The organism is Arcticibacterium sp. SM2516 (assembly GCF_057914865.1).
The window spans coordinates 5,744,330-5,766,574 of sequence record NZ_CP195290.1; the positions used below are offsets into that span (position 1 = coordinate 5,744,330).

8 protein-coding genes are annotated in these 22,245 nt (G+C 38.9%); 1 reads left to right on the forward strand and 7 read right to left on the reverse strand.

The genetic code is table 11. From position 1 onward, the window contains the following. The first annotated feature begins 216 nt into the window (after positions 1-216). On the forward strand, positions 217-2,484 hold the full coding sequence (locus ACSBFT_RS23430; protein ID WP_489602668.1) for a thrombospondin type 3 repeat-containing protein: 2,268 nt from the start codon (positions 217-219) through the stop codon (positions 2,482-2,484). Between the two features lie 141 nt (positions 2,485-2,625). On the opposite strand, the gene lpdA is transcribed toward ACSBFT_RS23430, so the two are convergent. The 7 genes from lpdA to ACSBFT_RS23465 all read right to left on the reverse strand — a co-directional run bounded on the left by lpdA (position 2,626) and on the right by ACSBFT_RS23465 (position 22,076). Further along, entirely contained in the window at positions 2,626-4,032 is a 1,407-nt protein-coding gene (gene lpdA / locus ACSBFT_RS23435; RefSeq protein ID WP_463048600.1) for a dihydrolipoyl dehydrogenase, read from the reverse strand. Positions 4,033-4,199: 167 nt separating this feature from the next. Then, positions 4,200-5,723 carry a 2-oxoglutarate dehydrogenase complex dihydrolipoyllysine-residue succinyltransferase gene (gene odhB / locus ACSBFT_RS23440; RefSeq protein ID WP_489602669.1) on the reverse strand — a complete coding sequence of 508 codons (1,524 nt, stop codon included), beginning with the start codon at positions 5,721-5,723 and terminating at the stop codon, positions 4,200-4,202. A gap of 3 nt (positions 5,724-5,726) precedes the next feature. Continuing rightward, positions 5,727-8,516 (reverse strand): 2-oxoglutarate dehydrogenase E1 component, encoded by a 2,790-nt coding sequence (locus ACSBFT_RS23445; RefSeq protein ID WP_463048554.1) that lies wholly within the window; start codon positions 8,514-8,516, stop codon positions 5,727-5,729. Between the two features lie 199 nt (positions 8,517-8,715). Continuing rightward, positions 8,716-9,600 (reverse strand): PorP/SprF family type IX secretion system membrane protein, encoded by an 885-nt coding sequence (locus ACSBFT_RS23450; RefSeq protein ID WP_463048553.1) that lies wholly within the window; start codon positions 9,598-9,600, stop codon positions 8,716-8,718. A gap of 118 nt (positions 9,601-9,718) precedes the next feature. Then, on the reverse strand, positions 9,719-12,211 hold the full coding sequence (locus ACSBFT_RS23455) for a carboxypeptidase regulatory-like domain-containing protein (RefSeq protein WP_463048552.1): 2,493 nt from the start codon (positions 12,209-12,211) through the stop codon (positions 9,719-9,721). Positions 12,212-12,267: 56 nt separating this feature from the next. Beyond that, positions 12,268-13,245: a PorP/SprF family type IX secretion system membrane protein gene (locus tag ACSBFT_RS23460; RefSeq protein ID WP_489602670.1), complete on the reverse strand. Its 978-nt coding sequence runs from the start codon at positions 13,243-13,245 to the stop codon at positions 12,268-12,270. Between the two features lie 164 nt (positions 13,246-13,409). Continuing rightward, positions 13,410-22,076 carry an SdrD B-like domain-containing protein gene (locus ACSBFT_RS23465; protein ID WP_489602671.1) on the reverse strand — a complete coding sequence of 2,889 codons (8,667 nt, stop codon included), beginning with the start codon at positions 22,074-22,076 and terminating at the stop codon, positions 13,410-13,412. Between the last annotated feature and the right edge of the window lie 169 nt (positions 22,077-22,245).

The window sequence follows — 22,245 nt, forward strand, 5'->3', positions numbered from 1 at the left end:
AAATTGCTTGATTCTATCGTTTTAGGGATAATTCAACACTTAATTGAACAATTGTTTGAATAATGGAACCTTTCTAAAGGTGTTTTAACGGATAGTTTTCTATAAAGGAATTTCGTCTTGTTGTTACCGTATAATAATATTTCTTTACAGGACAGGCGGTGTTGATTTTAATGTATAATGGATTGATTAGTTTTGAATTTAACTATTCGCATAACCATGAAATCTATCCGGACAATCGCTACTTTATTTTTGTTTTTTGAAAGTAGTCTGCTCTTCGCACAAGTAAGCTTTACAGCGTTTCCCGAAAACATGCAGCTCTATTCCCGCGATGAAAAAGATATGGCACTCGTAGAGATTTCTGGTAAAATGTTGAGTACAGATTATCAAAGAGCCGAAGTGAAGTTATTTATTGATAATGTTTTTTCTTCAAGTACCGTTGTTGGGGAATTAAAGGCAGGTTCTAACATACAGATTAAGATTCCTATAAAAGCTCAATTATCAGAGTATTCCTTTGAGTTTTGGCTTAAAAATGCAAAAGACTCCTTGTTGGTAAAATCTGCGAAAAAGGTATTATGTGGAGATGCCTTTATTATTTATGGTCAATCTAACGCCGTTTCTTATGCAAACTATTGGGTTTTGAATGACAGTATATCTAAGAAATATACTAGAAATTATACGCATTATTTTTTGAAGAGTCATAAGGATGATGGTTGGCATGATGCTACTTTTCCTGAGGTTGGAAGTCTTGGTAAATGGTTTATTAAAAACTATACGGAGAAAATGGAAGTGCCTATTTTGATGATTAATGCGTCATTGGGTGGTGTAGACCTTAAATATCTTATCAAAAGAAATCCAGAACTTCTATATGATGTTCACACCCCTTATGGCTTAATGTTAAAAAGAGTTTTGGATAGCAAAGTGAAGACTATCAAGGGTTTTGTTTTTCTTCAGGGAGAATCAGAGTCAAATACCAGTCTTGATGATGTTAATAGCTATCCAGGTTTATTTGATGAGTTCAAAATAAATTTGGGACTAGACATGCCCGCAATAGAAAGATTTTATGTTTATCAGTTAGGCGTGATGAATACGCATGCTCTTTGGGAAGCAGGAAAACTTAGAGAGTTTAAACGACAGCTAACCAGAATATATCCTGACGTTTCTGTAGTACCTGCTACTGGGATAAGTTATTGGTATTTTGATGGACTTCATTATAGTCTGGAAGGTTATGGTATTCTTGCGGATTGGCTTTTTAGAAGTTTTTGGGCCTTTGAAAAAGGGGAAAAGAACTATGAAACCCCTGATCTACAAAAACTAATAGATCAGAAAGAACAAAAAAGACTCAAATTGGTTTTTAATCAAGAGGTTGTTGTAAAAGATAGTCTAAATTTCGGCTATTACTTTAGCTATATAAAGGACCAATTCTTCGCTGATAGAATTTCCGGATTTATAAAATCTATAGAAAGGGAGGGTAAAAACCTATTCCTAAATTATGATCAACTGCCATCAAATAAACTCACTTACCTACCAGGCTTTTTTAATGATCCTCAGGGGAAGCCTTTTGGAGGACCTTTTATTAAAAATAAGGATGAAGTTCCTGCCCTTACGTTTTACGATGTAGAGATTCAGAAAGAGCTGTTAAGGCCAATTGTTGATAGCTCGTCTTTTAGTTCAAGTTCATTTAACTTATTTATGAATGAATCTAGGGCAAAGGAGTGCGGGAGTTGTGAACTTGAGATTTATCATTTGACAGATAATGGTCTAGTGTTTTTGAAAACTTTTGCTAATGACAAATTGAAGATTGAGTTTAAAAGTTTAACAAACTCTGATATCCTTGTTTTAAAATATACAAGTTTACTCTCCGAGTCTGAAGCTGTGGCTTTTGATTTAAGTGGTAAGAAGATATTGGATACCGACCAAGACGGTATTCCTGATGCGTGGGACAATTGTATAAATAGGAAAAATTTAATGCAGTCCGATTTTGATAATGATGGGATTGGGGATGTCTGTGATCCTGATTCTGATGGAGACTTAGTACCTGATGAAGAAGACAATTGTTTACTCCAAATAAACCCTGATAGACCTGAGCTCCTAGTAGAAGACGGAAACCTTGTTTCTTCATCTATACCTGCCAAAGCCTATCATTGGGTCGTCAATGGGCATTATAGTGAAACCACATTAGATAATCTATATATCGTAAGAGATTCAGCAGAGTATGCTGTGTTTATAGGGGATAAACATGGATGTAATAGCTTAGTATCGAATTCATTATGGGTAAGTGCTTTTGATATAACTCTTGGTCAAAAAGAAGAATATAAGTCTGTCATATATCCGAACCCAACTTTAAATAATTTAAATTATTCCTTATCAAAGCAGGATGTCCACAGGGTTGAGTTGTATACTATCCATGGTCAACTTCTTAGAGAATTTGTTTTAAGGCGTAATGAAGGCCAGATTGATTTAAATGGCGTGGCGGAAGGAAACTAGGTGTTGTTATTTTTCAATAAAGCCAATGAGACGGTTTTGACTCAAAAGTTAATCAAAAAGTAACGGTCGAAAAGGTTGTAGCGTTGAAATAGAAAAAGGTCGGTGAAAACCGACCTTTTTCTATGCGTAAATATTGTTTTTTTACGAATGAAGAGACCTATTATCTGTAGCTGCTAGGGCTGCTTCTTTTATGGCCTCCATGTATGTAGGATGGGCATGAGATATTCTTCCAAGGTCTTCTGCACTGGCTCTAAATTCCATTGCGGTTACACCCTCGGCTATCATATCTGCCGCTCTAGCTCCAATGATATGTATTCCTAAAACCTCATCGGTATCTTTATCTGCCAATACTTTCACGAGACCATCGGTATCTCCACTTGCTGTGGCACGTCCTAATGCTTTGAAAGGGAATTGCCCTTTTTTGTATGCTCTACCCGAAGCCTTTAGTTCTTCTTCAGTGGCTCCTACAGATGCGACCTCTGGCCATGTATAAACTACACCCGGAATTAAGTTGTAATGAATATGGGGCTTTTGACCAAGGATAGTTTCTGCCACTAATACGCCTTCTTCTTCTGCTTTATGAGCCAGCATGGCTCCTTTAATGACATCGCCAATAGCATAAATACCAGAAACTGATGTTTCTAAAGTATGATCGTTGACCTCAATCATCCCTCTCTTATCTGGCGTAATTCCTATGGCTTCTAAATTAAGTTTATCAGTATAAGCTTTTCTACCTATGGCCACTAAACAGTAGTCACCTTTAAACGTTACTGTTTCACCTTTACTGTTTTCCGCAGTTACTTCTACTTCTTTCCCAGTGTTAGTGATATTGGTCACTTTGGTATTGAAGTTGAATTCTGCATCATGCTGCTTTTTAAGCACTTTTTGAAGTTCTTTTCCAAGTGTACCATCCATTGTTGGTATCATACCTCCTGCAAACTCAATAAAGGTCACTTTAGCTCCTAATCGTGCATAAACAGAACCTAATTCTGCACCAATTACTCCAGCACCAATAACTAACAGGTTCTTAGGTACTTCTGTAAGATTTAAAGCTTCTGTAGAAGTGATAATTCTTTTCCCGTCAAAGTTCATGAACGGAAGAATAGTAGGTTTAGAACCAGTGGCTATGATAACATTGGTTCCTTTTATTTGCTCTTCTGTCCCGTCTGTCTTGGTTACTTTGACCGTGTTTTTGTCTACAAAAGAACCGAATCCATTAAATACGGTAATTTTGTTTTTTTTCATCAAAAACTCAACACCATTATTCATTTTGGTCACCACGTCGTTTTTCCTGCCTATCATGGTTTTCAGATCCACCTTTGGAGCACTGATTTTAATTCCATGTTCTGCAAAATGATGTGTAGCGTTATGAAAATGTTCTGAAGAGTCTAAAAGAGCTTTTGAAGGTATACATCCAACGTTAAGGCAAGTACCTCCTAGAACATTGTATTTCTCTACAATTGCCACCTTTTTTCCCAGCTGTGCCGAGCGAATAGCCGCAACATAACCGCCAGGTCCAGAACCAATAACTATAATGTCAAAATCCATAATTCTTTCATTTGTTACAGGCTCAGTGCCCATAATTTTTAATTAAAATATTATCCCCTTCTTTCAAAATATAAGCTAACTGAGACACTCGGCTCAATGTAAGCTGAGGCACTCGACTTACTGTAAGTTGCGGCTCTCGGTTCACTGTAAGCTCATGCACTCGAAGCTTAAACTTCCAGCATCATTCTCATTGGATCCTCCAATAGCTGTTTCAGTCTTACTAAGAAACTAACAGATTGTTTTCCGTCAATAGTTCTATGGTCATAAGAAAGAGCCAAATACATGATAGGTCTAATTTCTACTTGACCATTTATAGCTACAGGTCTTTCTACAATATTATGCATTCCTAGAATAGCAGATTGCGGAGCATTAATAATTGGTGTAGAAAGCATAGAACCAAAAATACCACCATTGGTTATCGTGAAAGTTCCACCAGTCATTTCAGGGATGGTTAACTTGCCATCTCTAGCTTTTATGGCTAAACGCACTACTTCAGATTCAATACCTGCAAAAGACAATTTCTCAGCATTTCTAATAACGGGAACTACTAATCCTTTAGGGGCAGAAACTGCAATTGAAATATCAGCGAAATCATTAAATACAATTTCCTCACCGTCAATATATGCATTGATAGTCGGGAATTCTTGAAGAGCAATAGAACATGCCTTAGTAAAGAAAGACATGAAACCAAGACCTACGCCGTGAATCTCCTTAAATTTATCTTTATAGCTTTTTCTTAAGTCCATAATTGGCTTCATGTCTACTTCGTTAAAAGTAGTAAGCATGGCGGTTTCATTTTTAACCGACACCAATCTTTTGGCTATAGTTTTTCTAAGAGAAGTCATCTTCTCTCTTCTTTGGCCTCTATCTCCTTCAGGTATTTCTGCAGATTTGGTTGGAGTAGGAGCAGGGCTAGGTTTTGCTGGAGCAGATTTTTGTGCATTTTGAGCATCTTCTTTCGTTACTCTTCCATCTACACCAGTTCCTTTTACGGATGCAGCATCTATTCCTTTTTCAGAAAGTAATTTAGCGGCAGATGGAGAAGGATGTCCAGAAGCATAGGTGTCATTTCCTGCGGCGGCTGCTACAGGGGCAGCGGCAGCTTGAGGAGCTGTGGCTGCAGGAGCAGAAGACGCCCCTACGGCAATCTTGGCTACAATATCACCTACAGGTATTACGGCACCTTCTTCAGCAATGATACTGATAATTCCGGCACTTGGAGATGGGAGTTCAAAAGTGGCTTTATCGGATTCTAGTTCGCAGATGATTTCATCCATTTCCACGAAGTCTCCATCTTTCTTAACCCATGAGCTTAAAGTAACTTCAGTAATAGATTCACCTACGGTAGGGATGGTTACGTTAATTACTTCCCCAGTAGAAGTATTTGCTACAGGAGCTGCTGCTTCAGTAGCAGGTGTAGCTGGAGCTGGAGCTGATGCTTCAGGCGTTGATTTTGCAGATTCTTCAATTCTACAAACTAATGCACCTATTTCAAGAGTTTCATCTTCTTGAGCCACTATTCTTAAAATTCCTGAAGCTTCAGCTGGAAGTTCAAAAGTAGCCTTATCAGACTCTAGTTCACAGATGATTTCATCCATGTTTACAAAATCACCATCTTTCTTTACCCAAGAGGCTATTGTAACTTCCGTTACAGACTCACCTACCGAGGGTACTTTCATTTCAACTGCCATGATCTATTTATTGTCTTTTTTAGTCAAATCAAATGCTTTATTAATAATTTCAGTTTGGCCTTGCTGATGGTATTTGGTGTAACCAGTGGCCGGAGAGGCACTCTTCTTTCTCGCAATTACATCAGAAATGCCAATCTCAGGGAATTCTCTTAATATGAAAGACCAAGCTCCCATATTCTGAGGTTCTTCCTGTACCCAAATAGTTTCTGCTTTGGCAGGATACTGACCTAAAAGTTCTTGAATTTGATCTTTTGGGAACGGGTGCAATTGTTCTACACGAATAATTGCGATATCTTTTATCTCGTCTTTTTGTTGTTTCTCTAGTAAGTCATAAAAAACCTTTCCAGAACAAAGCAACACTCTTTTTACTTTTTTGGCATCGGCATAATCATCACCAATGGTCTCTCTAAAGCTAGTGCCAGGTAGGAACTCTTCCATTTTTGAAATAGCTCCAGGATGACGTAGCATAGATTTTGGAGACATATGCACACAAGGCTTTCTGAAAGGAAGTGCCAGCTGTCTTCTTAACATATGGAATATGTTTGCAGGTGTGGTACATGCACATACATACATGTTATACTCTGCCGACAGTTGCAAAAATCGCTCAGGTCTTGCGTTAGAATGCTCTGGTCCTTGTCCTTCATATCCATGAGGTAATAACAATACCAAACCATTTTGAGTTTTCCATTTAGACTCCGCAGCGGAGATAAATTGGTCAATCATGGTCTGGGCACCATTTGCAAAATCTCCAAACTGAGCTTCCCAAATCACTAAGGCATTTGGATTCGCCATAGCATAACCATATTCATAACCCATAACGGCATATTCAGATAAAAGAGAGTTATAAAGCTCAATTTTACCTTGTCCTTCTCTAATATGCTCTAAGTTATTATAATTGGCATTGGTCTCTATGTCATGAAGAACCGCATGTCTATGAGAGAAAGTCCCTCTTTGAACATCCTGTCCCGTCATTCTTAACCATTTTCCGTCGTTCAGAATAGACCCGAAGGCCATTAGTTCTGCCGCAGCCCAGTTAAATTCTTTCTCACCAGCAAAAATGCTACTTCTCTCTTCAAGAACTTTGCTTATCTGTTTGATGGCATTAAAACCTTTTGGAATGTTAGATAATGCTGCTCCAATTAAGGCAATAGCTTCTTTGTCAATTCCAGTTTTTGGAGAGAAAAGGAAGTCTTCTTTTTTTGATTTTCTTAACAGCTGCCATTCTTGCTCCAGTTTAGGAAGCTCATAAGGAAGTTGTCTTTGCTTAACCTTAGAAAGTAGCTCTTGTAAATTACTATCAAAAGAAGCTTTCAATTGCTTGGCTAGACCAATATTGTCTTCGCCCTGTTCTTTTAACTTTTGTAAATAAACGTCACGAGGGTTTTGATGGTCGTTTATAAATTTATACATAGATGGCTGCGTGAACCTTGGCTCATCAGCTTCATTATGACCATATTTACGATAGCAAATCATATCAATAAATACGTCTCTATTAAATTCTTGTCTAAACTCAATCGCCAGCTGCATAGCATAAACTACCGCTTCCGGATCGTCTCCATTGACGTGGAAAATAGGTGTATCTAGAATTTTGGCAACATCGGAGCAGTATAAGCTAGATCTTGCGTCATCATTATCAGTAGTAAAACCAACCTGATTATTAATGATAAAATGAATAGAACCACCTACATAATATCCAGGTAGGTTAGACATTTGGGTGATTTCGTAAACGATACCCTGACCAGCTAGAGAAGCATCTCCATGAATAATGATAGGAAGAATACGGTCATATATGTCGTCGAAATCATTTATTTTTCTACCACTACTCTCATAGTGAGCATCTGCTCTAGCTCGGGCATAACCTAAAACCACAGGGTCTACCGCCTCTAAGTGAGATGGATTAGCCATTAGTTTTAAACTCACTCTTTTGCCAGCAGGTGTTAAAACCTGGGAAGTATATCCCATGTGATATTTTACATCACCATCGCTATACTCTTCTTCTTCTATGTTTTCTTCAAATTCATTGAAAATTTGCTCGTAAGGTTTTTGCATAATGTTTGTTAAAACATTTAGCCTACCTCTATGTGCCATTCCAATGACCACTTCTTCCACACCTAGTTCTGCACCTTTCAAAATGGCTGCATCTAGAGCTGGAATTGTGGATTCACCTCCTTCTATAGAGAAACGTTTTTTTCCTAAGTATTTGGTATGTAAAAAGTTTTCAAAAGCCGCAGCTTGATTTAACTTCTTCAGGATCCTTTTCTGTTGTTCTACAGAGGGTTTGAATTTAAGATATTCACCTTCAATTTTCCTTCTAAACCAACCTTTGATTTTACGGTCCCTAATATATTGATATTCAAAACCTATAGGCCCTAGATATACCTTTCTAAGGGTATCATTGATTTCTCTTAGGGTGCCTGGTCTACCAAGGACTTCAATTCCGGCTTCAAAAACCGTGTCAAGATCAGCCTCTGATAATTTGAAGTCTTCGAGATTTAAACTAGGGTCGTGTTTTCTTTCTGGCCACAGCGGGTTGATTTTGGCTGCCATGTGCCCACGGGCACGAATACCACGAATGAGGTGAACTACCTCAATTTCTTTGCGTACGTGCTCATTAGACTTATCGCCTGATGCGGTAGTAGCCGTGCCATTACTCTTCCATTGTTCCGAAAATTCGAAACCCTTGAAAAAGTTTTGCCAGCTTTCATCTACTGATTCTGGATTTTCTTTGAACTGCTCATAGATTGATTCTATAGCTGAGACGTCTGCATTTGCCAAGTAAGAGTACTGGTCCATTGATTTTTTAATAATGCTTAATGCTCTGATAAGATAGGAAAGGCAAAGTTAAAATTTGCTTTTAAAACGAAGTAACAATAAACCTATTTTCTCAATGAAATATGTCTTTTTATTTAAATTTAAAGTCAAGAAATCATTATTAATGGAGAAGAGTATTGATTTACAAGATTTTATTGGATTTTTCTAAGTCTATCTTTTGTTAGAATGAATTTAAAAGTGGACTTTTTTCATGTACTCCAAAAACATCATATCTAAACATAAGCTGAAATAAACCGTTTGGGTTTATTAATCCAGAAGTGGTTAATAGTCTCAAAGGATGAGGGTCATAAGAGATGCCAACTTTTGATGATTCTGATATTTTCAGCTCGGCTGTGGTAATAATACTCATTTCGGTATTTTGTCTCAATCTAAAACTAGCTCCAATTCCGAGTCTATCTGCCAACCATAATTTAGGATTCAAATGAAGATGATTGGTATTGTCATATTCTATGTCTAAACCCGCTAATGCACTCAAATTGAGGGCAATGTTCTCCGCTATAGGTAGTCTATAGCCTGCCATTAAATAGATGGGTTTATAGACGAGTGTATAGAAGTTACTTTCAGAAATAAGCGTAGGGGCGGAGATACTCAAAAAAGCATCATCGGTAATGGCAGAAATACCTAATCCAAAAATAGGAGATAGCTGCTGGGTGAAATTCTGAGAGCCAATGAGGTTTGGAGTTACCACAAAACCACCGTTGAGACCGAGATTAATTCTCACTGCTTCTCTTTTTATAGCATAGGAGTACGAAAGGTTTAATCCATTACTTGTATTGCCTGTTAAAGTATTTCTGAACCCTTGAAATCCAAGAGAGCTGTTACTGGTACCCAGTTTACCTTCTAGTGAAACTATCTGAGAAATCAAGTTGGGTTTAAAGTTGCCACTAAATTGGTTTCCGAGCATAGCGGTCACCCCTAGGTTTCCTCTTTCTCCTGCAAACGCAGGATTTACCGCTAGAAGGTTAAACTGGTATTGGTCTGAAAGACCAAATTGACTAAATGCCGTGTGTCCGATTAATAAGAAAAGAAGGATTGTTTTCTTCATAAAGGTTTATTCAAATAACTCCTGCGAACCTACTCAAAAATGTGTCAAGAAATCATTTTAGGTATAAAAAAAACCGCTTGTTGTGGCAAGCGGTTTTCTAATTCATCTATTTGTGTCCTTAGTTCATTTGAACTATTTCAAACTCCGTTCTTCTATTTTTTTGATGCTGAGCTTCGGTACATTTAACACCATCCACGCAACCATTGAGTATTTTTGATTCTCCATATCCTGCAAAGGTTACTCTACTTCTGCTAATCCCTCTTTTGAAAAGGTATTCAGCAGATTCACTAGCTCTACCTTCTGAAAGTTTCTGATTGAAGTCTTTCGGGCTACGGCTATCTGTATGTGAAGCCAAGGCAATCTTCATACCTGGGTGTTCTCTCATTACTTTCACAAGCTTATCAATGCCTTCTCGAGCATCGGCTCTAATGTTATGTTTTCCATAGTCAAAATAAATATTTTCAATTTCAACGATATCTCCTGAACCAAACATGAAAACATTTGCGGTAACTCCACCATCAGCACAGCTTAATTTACTGACGGTTTTATCTTGTGAGGCTAAGTTGCTTTTGGCACCCGTTAATGTGTAATCACAACCTTCAGCCACTGTAAATTCGTAATAGCCAGATTCGTCGGTGTAGGCAGTTTGTGTGCTCGCATCACACTCATTTTTTAAAGAAACCAATACACCAGCCATAGGCTTATCCGTGTTTTGCATTAACACTCTACCTTTTATAATACAGGTTTTATTGTTGGAGAAACCACTTTCCGAAAGACCACTGGTAGGGCCTTGTACGCCTTTTCCATTGTTGTTTTTGGCAATGCCGTCTTGCTGATTAGCCGGAACAGGAGGAGTCATTGGTATTTCAAGTCTTGACGGTTCGTTGTCGCAGTTTTCTGTGGTTAAGCTTACGATATTTGCGTTATAGCCATCTCTACTGGCAGAGAAAGTGTATTCCGTATTTTGACTAAGGTTCTTCAGCGTTAAACTTCCGTCTTCATCTGTCATTGCTTCCTGAATATTTCCGGAAGCATCCGTATATTTAATGGTTACGTTATCAAGGGGCATTTTTGTTTCAGCATCATACACCGCTAAAATCAAATCGCAACCTTCCTGAATTTCACATTCTCTTTCAAATTTGTAGATGTCGTCATCGTCTCCTCCTCTTTTTCTATTGGAGCTGAAGTAGCCACTTTTTCTCAAACCATCCGTAAGCATACCAAAGTCGTCATTGCTAGAGTTAATTGGAGTTCCTAAATTTATAGGAGCACCCTGAACTTTAGTGGCGTTTAATTGCACAAAGAAAATGTCCAATCCTCCAAGACCTGGAAGACCTTCGGAAGAAAAGTAAAGGTTTCCATTCTCGTCTACATATGGAAACATTTCATTTCCTTTTGTGTTAATTTCTGGACCCAAGTTAATTGGCTGCGACCAGTTTCCATTGTCTATTTTGGCTGCATAAATATCCGTTCCTCCATAACCACCAGGCATGTCAGAAGCAAAGAATAGATAATCTTCGTTCGGAGATAAAGTAGGGTGACCCGTGGAGTATTCGTCACTGTTAAATGGTAATTCAGCGATATCTGCCCATCCTTTTTTGTCGGCGTTGGCAATATATAGTTTTAGTTTATTGATGCCATCAGAGCTTTTTTCCGCTTTTCCTTTAACAAAATTATTTCTTGTGAAAATGACCCTTTGACCATCTTTAAAGAATGCAGAAGGTCCTTCATGATATTTTGAGTTTATAGAACCACTTAATCTTTCAGATTCTGTTTCTGGACTGTCTCCGTATCCGTGACCAGCAGAAATACTGGTACCACCGAATGAACCAATGGTTTTAGAGTCGTTAGCGGTAGGGGAGGTGTATTCATCATCACCAACCACGCCTGTTCTTTTTTTCTTACTATTTTTTGAAGAATTATTTGCAGAACTACTTCCACCCAAGCCAGCAGAGGAATTACTTCCTAGTTCGGCCAAATCTTCAAGAAAAAATAAATCTAAAAATGGTGTCTCACTCCATTGAAACACTCTACTTACGCCGGAAGTATTTTTTCTGTTGGAAACGAAAACTAAACCGTTTCTGAAATAAGAAGGGCTGAAGTCTGATGCAGTGGTATTTATAGAAAGATAATCTACATTATAACAGCTTGCGTTTTTAGACAAAACGGAAACGTCATTATAGAGCTTTGAGAAACCTTGACCTCTTGGGTCATTTTGAGCTTTCTGAGTATAGGTATCATACATCGTCTGAGACTCTTGGTATTTGCCATTACTAGCAAGCACCTGAGCATATTTCAGATAAACCATTGATTCTGTATCTGGAAGCTCTGCTCCAGAAGAGAACAGTTCTGCAAAAACTCTTTCTGCATTACCATTGTCTTTAAGTTTGGTATAACTGTCTGCCAGTTTGATTCTAGCCGATCTAGCATCATCAGGCTCTATGTTCTTTTTTGTTAAAGCTTGCTCGTATGCCTCAATCGCTCTAACATAAGATAGGTTGTCGTAATGGTGTTCTGCCATTTTAAGCAAGGACTGCTGGGCTGAGGCACTTAATGTGACTATAAAACCTAGCATCACCAAAAGAATATTTTTTTTGATTATGGCTAACATGTTTTGTTCAATTTATAGACCCAAATTAATGGACAGTTTTTCTTGCAATAGTTAAATTAGAAGTAACGCGGTGTAAGGATTTTGTTTTTGGTATAACCAAACTCATAACGTAAAAGACCTTCATGTGTTGGTGTTCCGGTTAACCTAGTGGTTACTTTTGAATTGGAATTCTCAGAATTTAAAGAAGTCATATTATAATCATAAGAATAACCTAGTCTTAGTTGAGGTGTTAACTGAAGTTCAAAAATTCCTATTAAGGCATCCATTACATCTTGACCAGATAATGTTGCTTGAGATTTTCTAGCAGAGAACCCAACGGCAATTTTATCTCTAAACCATACATTTATATTTCCATCTATTCCTAATGGGGCACCTTTAGTATATCTCAGCATGGTGGAAGGCTTGATTTTTACATTTCCTTTACCTACTACAAAGCCCAGCATAGCAAAATAGTGTCTTCTTTGTTTACTTTCGTAAGTTTCTCCATTGGAGACATAAGAAGAAAGTTGATTCTCAATGATTTTTGGCACAGAGAGGCCGATATAACCTCTATCTGTACTAAAGAAGAGACCTAGTCCAGCATTTGGGAACATTTTGTTGACATCATTGGAGCCGTCAAACACGTTGTCGCCAAGGCCTACATTAGCAACGCTAGAGAGGTTGTTACTGACATAGTCTAAGCCTAGCTGCACACCTAAAGCCAAGGTAGATTTAGCACCTACTTTTACCCGGTATGCATAAGGTATATTTATTCCCGTGGTTCTACTTACACCAATAGCATCGGTATATGCTGTAAGTCCCAGCCCCATTTTTTCATTTTTAAAGGGCATATCCAGTGTAAATGAATAGGTGGTTGGGGAGCCATTCACGCCGATCCATTGGTATCTACCAAGGGCGGTTAGACTTAAGACATCTCTACTACCTGCGTAAGATGGGTTGATAGCCAGAGTGTTAAACATGTATTGTGAATACATAACCTCCTGCTGGGCATTTGACTGTAAAGCTGATAATGCACCAACTAGAAGTAAAGCCATTTTTCCAATTAACAATTTTAAACCTCTCATTTTGTATTATTCTATAGATTCAACTTTCGCTCTTCAGAAGTGTTCAATGTTCTGAAATTCAATGTTTTGTAAAATTAAATTCGCTTGCTTATTAAATCGTCAAAAGAGGCTATACACCTCCTTTGATAGATTTTTTATTTTTTACTTCCTCCCGCTATGGTTATGAAGTTATAATATATTTTACCCTTAAATACTTCGCTATTGCTACTTTCAGCACTGAAGAAGTAAGTACCATCAGGCAACTTAGTTTCTATTTTGCTAGGTCTAATTCCTGTATTAGCAGTACCGTTCCAGCCGTCGCTGCTTCCAGGGAATTGTTTTTTGTAGTTTAAAGATTCAAAAACTAGTTCACCCCATCTGTTATAGACTCTTAAGGTCACTTGGTCATTTTCTGTAATTCCAGATATTACCAATTTATCGTTAAGTCCATCGTCGTTTGGAGATATACCGCCAGGTATAGACACTGCCAAATTGGTTGGGTTATTATCCTTTCCACTTTTCAGTGTTACCGCCGTCGGCGTATTGTTATTACCTGGGTTGTTATCACCATCTGTATCTGGGTTAACACCTTCTGTAGACTTATCTGTCACCGTTCCAGAACCCGAAATTGCCGTTCCGTATATGGTGTTATTATAAGTGGCATTGCTTCCTCTGTTGTTTCTAACTTTTACTTTGAAAGTAAGTGTGTCAGAGGCTCCGGCTGCCAAGCTACTGTTTTGAGACAATAAGAAATCCAAGTCGACAACACCATCAAAGTCTGGATTCAATATTAAAGTGCTGTTAGCCGTCAATGACGGGCTTCCAATCATAGCAAAGTCTGTACTGTCATTAAATACTTTTGAAAGTGAATCAGTGAGTTGGATATTGGTCAATTTCACATCACCATAGTTTTTAACGACGACTTTATAAGTGATTTGGTAACTACCATCTACTATAGCCACGGTGTCTGTCATAGACTTGGCTATTCCTAGCGGTGTTACATTGCCGCCTGGCTGAATCATACCGCCAAAGTCAATTGGAGTAGGATTACTGTTATTTTCTGGAGTACCGTCTGCATCAGGGTCTGGATTAGAACCTACCGTAGATAAATCATCTGTAGAGCTTCCATTTTGATATCCTATTGCTAAGGCCATGTTTTCATACTTAGAGGTATCAGACTGTGATAGGTCTAACCTTGTCAGCATGGAAAGGCTTCGGGTAGTTTTAACAGGTAGCGTACTGGTACTATCTACTAGCATGTCTATCAATATTCCTTTTCCTGTGAAGTTAGGATTAACTGTTAAGCCCGCAGACACATCAAATATCCTGACACTGTCTATGATTACATTAGGTCCAAAGGTCTCGGCCAAGTTATCTTGAACCTGAACACCGGTGAAATCAATAATACCATAGTTTTTAACGTTGAACTTAAATACAACGTCATAAATATTTTCACTCACCATCGCTATACTCACCATCTCTTTAGACAGACCAATTAAGTCTGGAGCCAGATTATTAAAGTTAAGTACAGTTGGATTTTCGCCTACTGGTGATGGGTTAGTTCCGTCATTAGACTTATCAGAGATGGTACTGTCGTTTGGCGTAACCGCTGTTACAGTTATATTCTTTCTGAACGGTCCATTATTACTATTCAATGTAAGATTAATGGTCCATCTCACCGTATCCACCTTATTTGGAGCAATTGAGCTACTGCTGGTATTTAACATGCAGAAGTTGGTGATTCCATCATAAGTAGTATTCAGAGCCAAAGTACTGTTAAGACCAAGGCTTGGAGCATCCTTAAGAGTTACCACTGCTGGGGCACCAAAAGAGCTAGAAAGTGTATCGCATAAGCTTATGTCTGTCAAGTTGGCATTGCCACAGTTTGATATCAAAGCTGTGTAAGTAATGTCAAATGAACCATCTACCAACTTCGTTGAATCTGAGACATAAAGAGCTACACCTAAACAAACGTCCTGAACAGAGTTAGAATCTTCTTCTTTCTCTAGGTTAAGCTCCGTAGGCTTAGCACCTGGTTCGTCAGGATTGTATCCTGTATTTGATACATCTACTACGGTAGAGCTTCCACCTCCAGTCAATGTGCCAGTACCCTGGGCTATGGCTTGGTTTAAGAATTTCTTAACCTCGTTGGCGTTCACGTTTACTTTGAAAATTATAGTATCTGTAACGCCTAAAGCTAAAGTACTGCTTGGAAGTGTTAATTCAGGATTTGCTTTTCCATCAAAGTTTGTGTTCACCACTAATCCACTTCCTGCATTAATAATTGGCAAACCTAGTATTGAATATGTGGATGGTAACTTAAATGTATTACTCAAAGTATCACTTACAATTACATTGGACAGTGCCAACGAACCGTTGTTTTTAACCAAAGCTTGGAATGTTACGTTTAGTGAACCGTCCACTTCTGTCAAGGTATCTATGATGGCAAGCGATAAGCCAATACTTGGTGTTTTGTAAAGTTTAACCACCGTTGGAGTTCCGCTAGGAGCGTCGATAAATATTCCATCATTAGAGACATCTGATATATCTTGAGGGATATTGAATATGGTCTGAGCAACACCAGAGGCCACGGCGTTGACACTATATGGGCCTTCGGTTCCGTTCGGTACTAGGTTTACAACCCATGTTACCGTATCCGTTATTCCTGTTCCTAAAGAACTTGTCGTAATCTTAAGCAATTCAGTGACGCCGTTTCCATCGTAATTTTCATTTGGAACTAAAGAGCTACCAGAATTGGCAGTTGGCTGCTGAATGAGTGCATAGGTAGCTGTGTTACCAAACATGCTTTTCATATTAGCTACAAGACTAAGTCCCGTCAGATTTGCGTTTCCACAGTTCTGAATTAGAGCAGTGAACTTGATGTTGTAGGTACCATCTCCTTGTCTCGTGGAATCAGCTTTTAGTGCCGTAGCAATACAAGACTCCTGACAAGTAGCACACTCTAGGTCAAACTTGCTCGAGTTGTTACTCTTAATTGGGTCTGTCTGGTCAAGGTCTGTTATTTTAACCACATTAGACACGATACCCGACTTATTAATTTTAGCCGTATAGATGAATGTTCTTGAAGCACCTTTGGCTAATTCTGGAATGGTGGTTGTCAACTTTCCATTAAGATTGGTTAGGCCTGGTGTAGAGCTAACTATTTCTAATCCGGCAGGAAGTATATTTTCGATATCAATATTTGTTGCAGTATCAGGTCCGTTGTTTTTTACTGTAATGGTGTAAACCACTTGGTCTCCAAGCGAAACTGAAGTTTTGTTTCCAACTATCAATATTCCTACCTCAGCATCGGATGCGTTAATATTACAATCGTCGATGACCACTGATATCTTAGAGGCGTTGCTATAGCAACCTAACTCACTTCTTTCAAATACATAGTAATCACCGGATGGCATGGCCGACACATTTCCTAGCATTGGAGATGTAGGGGTAGAGCCCGTATGGAATTCAAATGTACCGTTTTCAGACGCTGGAGTGCTTGTTACATTAGCATTTAAGTTAACCGTAGTCGCTGGACAAACGTTTTTAGCTTGAGAGTTGACTGATGGTCCAGCAATACCGGACATATTGGTTACTTCTATTTTCTCTGAGCTTATAGAGGCACAGCCATTTGCATTGATAAGTTTAACAGAAAACTCTCCTGCAAGACCTACTTTAATGCTCTTTGTCGTTTGGCCGTTGCTCCAAAGGTATGATGCAGCGGTTTCGTTGGCTTCAAGAGTTACAGAATCTCCTAAACAAATAACAGGTGATTTGCTACTTGTTATGGTTGGTTTCGTCTTAACTCCATTTATTGTTAATACCAGAGAAGCTTTAGCAGCCACACAAGAACCTTCGTTATCTGGGTCGTTGGTGGTTAGTGTTAATGTTACCGAACCATTTGTAACATCTGCCAAGCTATACTTATAGGTCGTAATTGGGTTTAGTGCATTTGCAAAAGTACCCGTACCAGAAGTAGTCCATGTTCCCGTTTGGGCGGAGCCTCCAATTTTACCATTTAGTGGGAAAGTATCTCCAGCTAAACATACTGTGGAGTCCTTCCCAGCCGAAGCGGTAGCAGGTTTAATGATACAATCAACGGGAGATTCACAGGCTATTATTCCGACTTCAATTTTAGAGCCTGAACTATAACATCCATTTCCTCCGTCTTCAAATACATAGAATGTACCAGAAGTGGCTATGCTCGTAATATTCGATACAGCAGGAGAATTAGGAGAGTTTGCGGTGCGGAATACAAAACTTCCACCTACTGTTTTGACGGAACTTGTAACGGCATTATTAAGATTGACGGTTTCCACTGGACAAACATTTGTCAGTGTGCTTACCGTTGGAGCTACAATACTGTTATTGGTAACACCTACCGTAACGGTGTTAGATTCTTCACTTTGACAAGTGGAACCTTTACATATAGCGGAGTAGCTAGTCATGGTGGTAGGAGATACATTTATAACTGGTCCTGTTTCACCAGTGTTCCATACAATAGTCCCTACACATCCTGCAGCTTCTAAAGTGGTAGATGCTCCCAAACAAATCTGTGTATTTTGACATTTGACTTGTGGCGGGAACGGGTTGCCTACATTGATGGTAGCAGGTGCAGAAACTTGACTTTCACAAGTTCCTATCCAACAAGATGCCGTATAAACTGTGGTTTGGGTAGGAGTTACCGTTATAGAATTTCCTACAGAACCATTACTCCAGCTCACTGTTCCTTCACAACCAAGACCATTTAAGGTGATAGACTCACCAGGACATATTCTTGATGCACTACAGCTGATTACTGGAGAAGTAGGAGCTGTAATAACATTTATAACTACAGGGTTAGATGCTCCAGAAGTACATGTTCCAATTTTACAATTTGCAGTATAAGTGGTTTTAAAAGATGGAGAGACTTCGATTATATTTCCGGTTTGACCTCCAGACCAAAGCACTGTTCCTGAGCAACCCGTGGCGGTTAATGTCACTTTTGAACTTGAACAAACTGTATTTCCGCTTGTAGTCACATTTGGAGATTCCAAAGTGCCTATAGTGATATTCACTGTATTTGAGTTTCCACTTGTACACGAGGCGTTAGAACATGTTGCCGTGAAAGAAGTGTTTGCTGCGATATTGGCTGTAATTGATGCTCCCGTTTTACCATTTGACCACTTTACTGTTCCATTACAACCCGTGGCAGTAAGTGTTACATCACCGGCTTCACATAATTGATTAGACGAAGCAGCAATAACTGGAGGGGTTCCGTTGGTTACTTTTATACTCACAGAGGCTGTTCCAGTACAATTTCCAGAACCACATGTTACTGTGTATGTCGTAGTAACTGCAGGGCTTACAGAAATAGAAGTTGTACTAGCACCCGTACTCCATAGTAAGTTAGATGAACAGTTCGAAGCAGTCAATGTAGTACTACCGCCCACGCAAATCTCATTATTGGAGGCCGTAACAGTTGGTTTAACCCCGCTACCAACGGTAACGGTTTCAAAAGCAGTTCCTGAACAAGAGCTAGAGCCACATGTTACAGAATAGGTAGTGGTTACTGTCGGATTTACTTTAATGCTAGCTGAGGTTGCATTCGTGTTCCAGGTAAAGGCTCCAGAGCAGTTTGTAACTGTTAAGGTTACTGTATCTCCAGAACAAATGTTGTTTGAAGTGGCAGTTATTATCGGTGATTGACCAGAACCTACTTCTATGGTTATGTTACCTGAGGCTCCACTAATACAAGTACCTACAGAACAAGTAGCAGAGTAGGTCGTGGTAGCGGTTGGTGTTACATTAATAGATGTGCCAGTCATGCCGTTGCTCCATTTAACGGAACCATTGCATGAAGTAGCGGTTAATGTTACGACTTCGCCAGAACAAATATTGGTGTTATTTGCTTTTACGGTAGGAACAGATGGAGAGCCTACAATGATGGCTAATAAATTAGACTCTTGGCTAACGCATGTATTTACTCTACAAACGGCAGTATAATTAGTGATGGCAGCCGGGCTAACTGAAATAGAGGCTCCCACAGAACCATTAGACCATTCCACAGTTCCAGTACATCCAACGGCTACTAAAGTAGTACTTTGACCTTGGCATATTTCTAACTTATTGCTAGATATAATAGGCGTTAATGGATTACAAGCTGGAATTACCGTAATATCTGCAGTATCCTCATCATCTTCGTTTACACCACTTGCCGGTTTAGAATCTGGGTCATTTTGGTCGGCAGCAGTAATTTCGGCCCTGTTGGTAACAAGTCCTTCTGTTGCAGTAACTTTTGCTTTAATAGAGAATTGTAGTGTTTGTCCGCTAGCAATTGCGTCAAAGCGTGCTTTGATAAGGTTGTCTGTTACGGTGATTCCGCTTGATCCAACCGAGGAAACGTAACTTAATCCAGCTGGTAAAACATCCGTAACTTCTACATTAGTTGCGGCATCTGGGCCGGCATTATTAACTCTAATGGTATAGTTGATAACATCACCAGAAGAAGGAGAATTACTACTTACTAATTTTTGTAGACTTAAATCAGCTTCAGGGTCATTGGAAATTACCGTAATAATTTCGTCATCGTCATCGTCCTCATTTAATGTTATGGCATTTCCTGGAGTAGAATCCAGATCCACTTGATCTGCACTCATAACTTCGGCAACGTTAATTATATTTCCCGAGCCAATTACACGGGCAGCATATCTTAGCGTGATGGTTTGGTTTACAGCTATAGATGCAATACTAGCTTCTAACGTTCCAGATGTATTGCTCAAGTCTGAACTTGAAACAAACACAAGGCCAGCGGGTAATACGTCTCTTACTTTAACATTGGTTGCCGCATTAGGTCCGCTATTGGAAACTCTGATGGTGTAGTTTACTATATCATTTTGAGCTACCACTCTAGAATCTGCAAATTTAATTAAATCCAGATCAACGAACATGTCACAAGATTTTTCCACAATCACAGCCACTGCCGGATTACTGTAACATCCTGCACCAGATTTTTCAAATAGATAATATTTCCCAGGCGTTGCCGAAGCCGTATTTGAAACTTTAGCAGAACTGGATAGCGGGCCTGTATGCCACTCAAATTTACCACCGGGAGTGGTAATGGCGTTAATGATTAATTCGTTGAGGTTGGTGGTTTCGCCTAGGCAAACTTCTATGATATTGAAGCAAGACGGATTAGAGGGTCTTGCGTTTAAAATTACCGCCACAGGGACTCTTGGATTAACACATGCCAATGGGGCAGATGCTAATTGTGCGTAATAGGTAGTGGTGGTAGTAGGGAAAATTAAATGTTTTTGACCACTTTGGGTAACAAATATTGGTGTACCGCCTGCCGAGCTATAGTACCAAGAAATATCCCCCGTATTTGTAGAACTAGCTTCCAAATAAGTGGAATCTCCTACACAAAGGTTATCAGCCACTACAGATATGGTTACAATTTCTGGACATTCGGTTTGCAGGTGTAAACCAGCATCCACATCATTATTATTTCTTCCTTTATTACCAATAGGTAAAGAGGTATCAATACTTATGGAGCCTGTTTTTCCTGTGGCAGGATCAACGTCATTATCAACAGCGTCGTTTACAACATCTTTAGGAGAAAAAACATATTCTGGAGCATTTTTGAATTGAACTTGGTAAGTGCCAGTGATCAGGCTATCGAAAAGATAACTTCCGTTCGGACCAGATATGGTACTATCAATTTTAACATTTAATTCATTTAGCAAATAAACCGTAACGTTATTTAAACCCGTTTCTCCTACATCCTGAATACCATTAGAATTTGTATCGGTCCAAACAAAGTCTCCAATAGAGCCATATGGTCCTTCAAACAATACAAAAGGACAGCATCCACCAGAAGGGCAAACACTGTTAGAGGCTTCAAAAGTATAAGATCCAACACTGGAAACAGCCAAAGTCCCGTTCGGGTTTAAAGTAGTTCCAGCTGTATTATTATTAATTTCTGTCCCATTCTTAAACCATTTAATTCCTAAGCCATTATTAAATGGTTGGGGAATGCTAAGCTCGTATTCATCTCCTGGATACCAAGTAACTGGTATGCTGAAGCAAGAATTTTTCATATCGTCTTCCGATAGCGAATTATTACCGGGGCTTGAATCTGTATCGTTTTGGTCTAGAGCCATTATTTCAGCGATACTGAAGTAAACGCCTTGTTGACTCGTTTTAGCAGAGATTTCTAATTTAGCAGAATCTCCAGCAGCAATGTTTGCGATATTCCAAATCACCAGGCCATTTGCCGCATTATATGAAGCGGTACCTTCCTGAGCGTTCAGAACTACATTGGTAATTCCTCCAAAGGGGGTTTGGTCATTGACCACCACCCCTGTGGCTGGGTTGGCACCTTCATTTTTTACATAAAGCGTGTATTTAATATCTTCACCAACATTTGGCGTTGACTTACTAATAGCATGCCTCAAAGCTAGATCTGTGTCTTGACCATACAGGTTCATCGCGGATATTGTTAGCAACATGACCAAAGTGGTGATAAAGCTTAAATGACGATTGACGATTGTAAAATTTGATATCATATTTTTTAGGCTTTTGCACGATGGAACAATAGTCCTTAAGTTTTTTAAAGCAGGTGAAGCTATAATCGATGCTAGACTTGAATTATCTGTCCAAGATTTGGTTAGGTAATTATCTTCTTTTCTGTTGGTTAGAAAAGAATGGTCAAAAGTGGAGACTTTGGATGCCTTAAAACTATTATAGCCAAGGTCTGGCGTAGCTATAGGGCCACCGATCTTGGTGTTCGTTGATAACAACGAGGAACTTTCGTTCTTTTGGTTAGTTTTTAAAGTAAACATTGTAAGCATCTGATGTCAGATTTTTCGTCAAGAAAATAATGTGAAAATTGATTTTGGTCAATAGTCGGCACAGATCTTTCTTGAATCACATTAATTGAAACGAAAATTATGCCAAAGGGCGATTGTCCTGGTCTTTTCATGTTTCTTACGATGAATAATAATTTAAGCT

Bases quoted from the DNA above. Each gene is read 5' to 3' on its own strand.
- ACSBFT_RS23460 (WP_489602670.1), bottom strand. From the start codon at position 13,245: ATGGCTTTACTTCTAGTTGGTGCATTATCAGCTTTACAGTCAAATGCC.
- ACSBFT_RS23455 (WP_463048552.1), bottom strand. From the start codon at position 12,211: ATGTTAGCCATAATCAAAAAAAATATTCTTTTGGTGATGCTAGGTTTT.
- ACSBFT_RS23445 (WP_463048554.1), bottom strand. From the start codon at position 8,516: ATGGACCAGTACTCTTACTTGGCAAATGCAGACGTCTCAGCTATAGAA.
- ACSBFT_RS23430 (WP_489602668.1), top strand. From the start codon at position 217: ATGAAATCTATCCGGACAATCGCTACTTTATTTTTGTTTTTTGAAAGT.
- lpdA (WP_463048600.1), bottom strand. From the start codon at position 4,032: ATGGATTTTGACATTATAGTTATTGGTTCTGGACCTGGCGGTTATGTT.
- ACSBFT_RS23465 (WP_489602671.1), bottom strand. From the start codon at position 22,076: ATGTTTACTTTAAAAACTAACCAAAAGAACGAAAGTTCCTCGTTGTTA.
- ACSBFT_RS23450 (WP_463048553.1), bottom strand. From the start codon at position 9,600: ATGAAGAAAACAATCCTTCTTTTCTTATTAATCGGACACACGGCATTT.
- odhB (WP_489602669.1), bottom strand. From the start codon at position 5,723: ATGGCAGTTGAAATGAAAGTACCCTCGGTAGGTGAGTCTGTAACGGAA.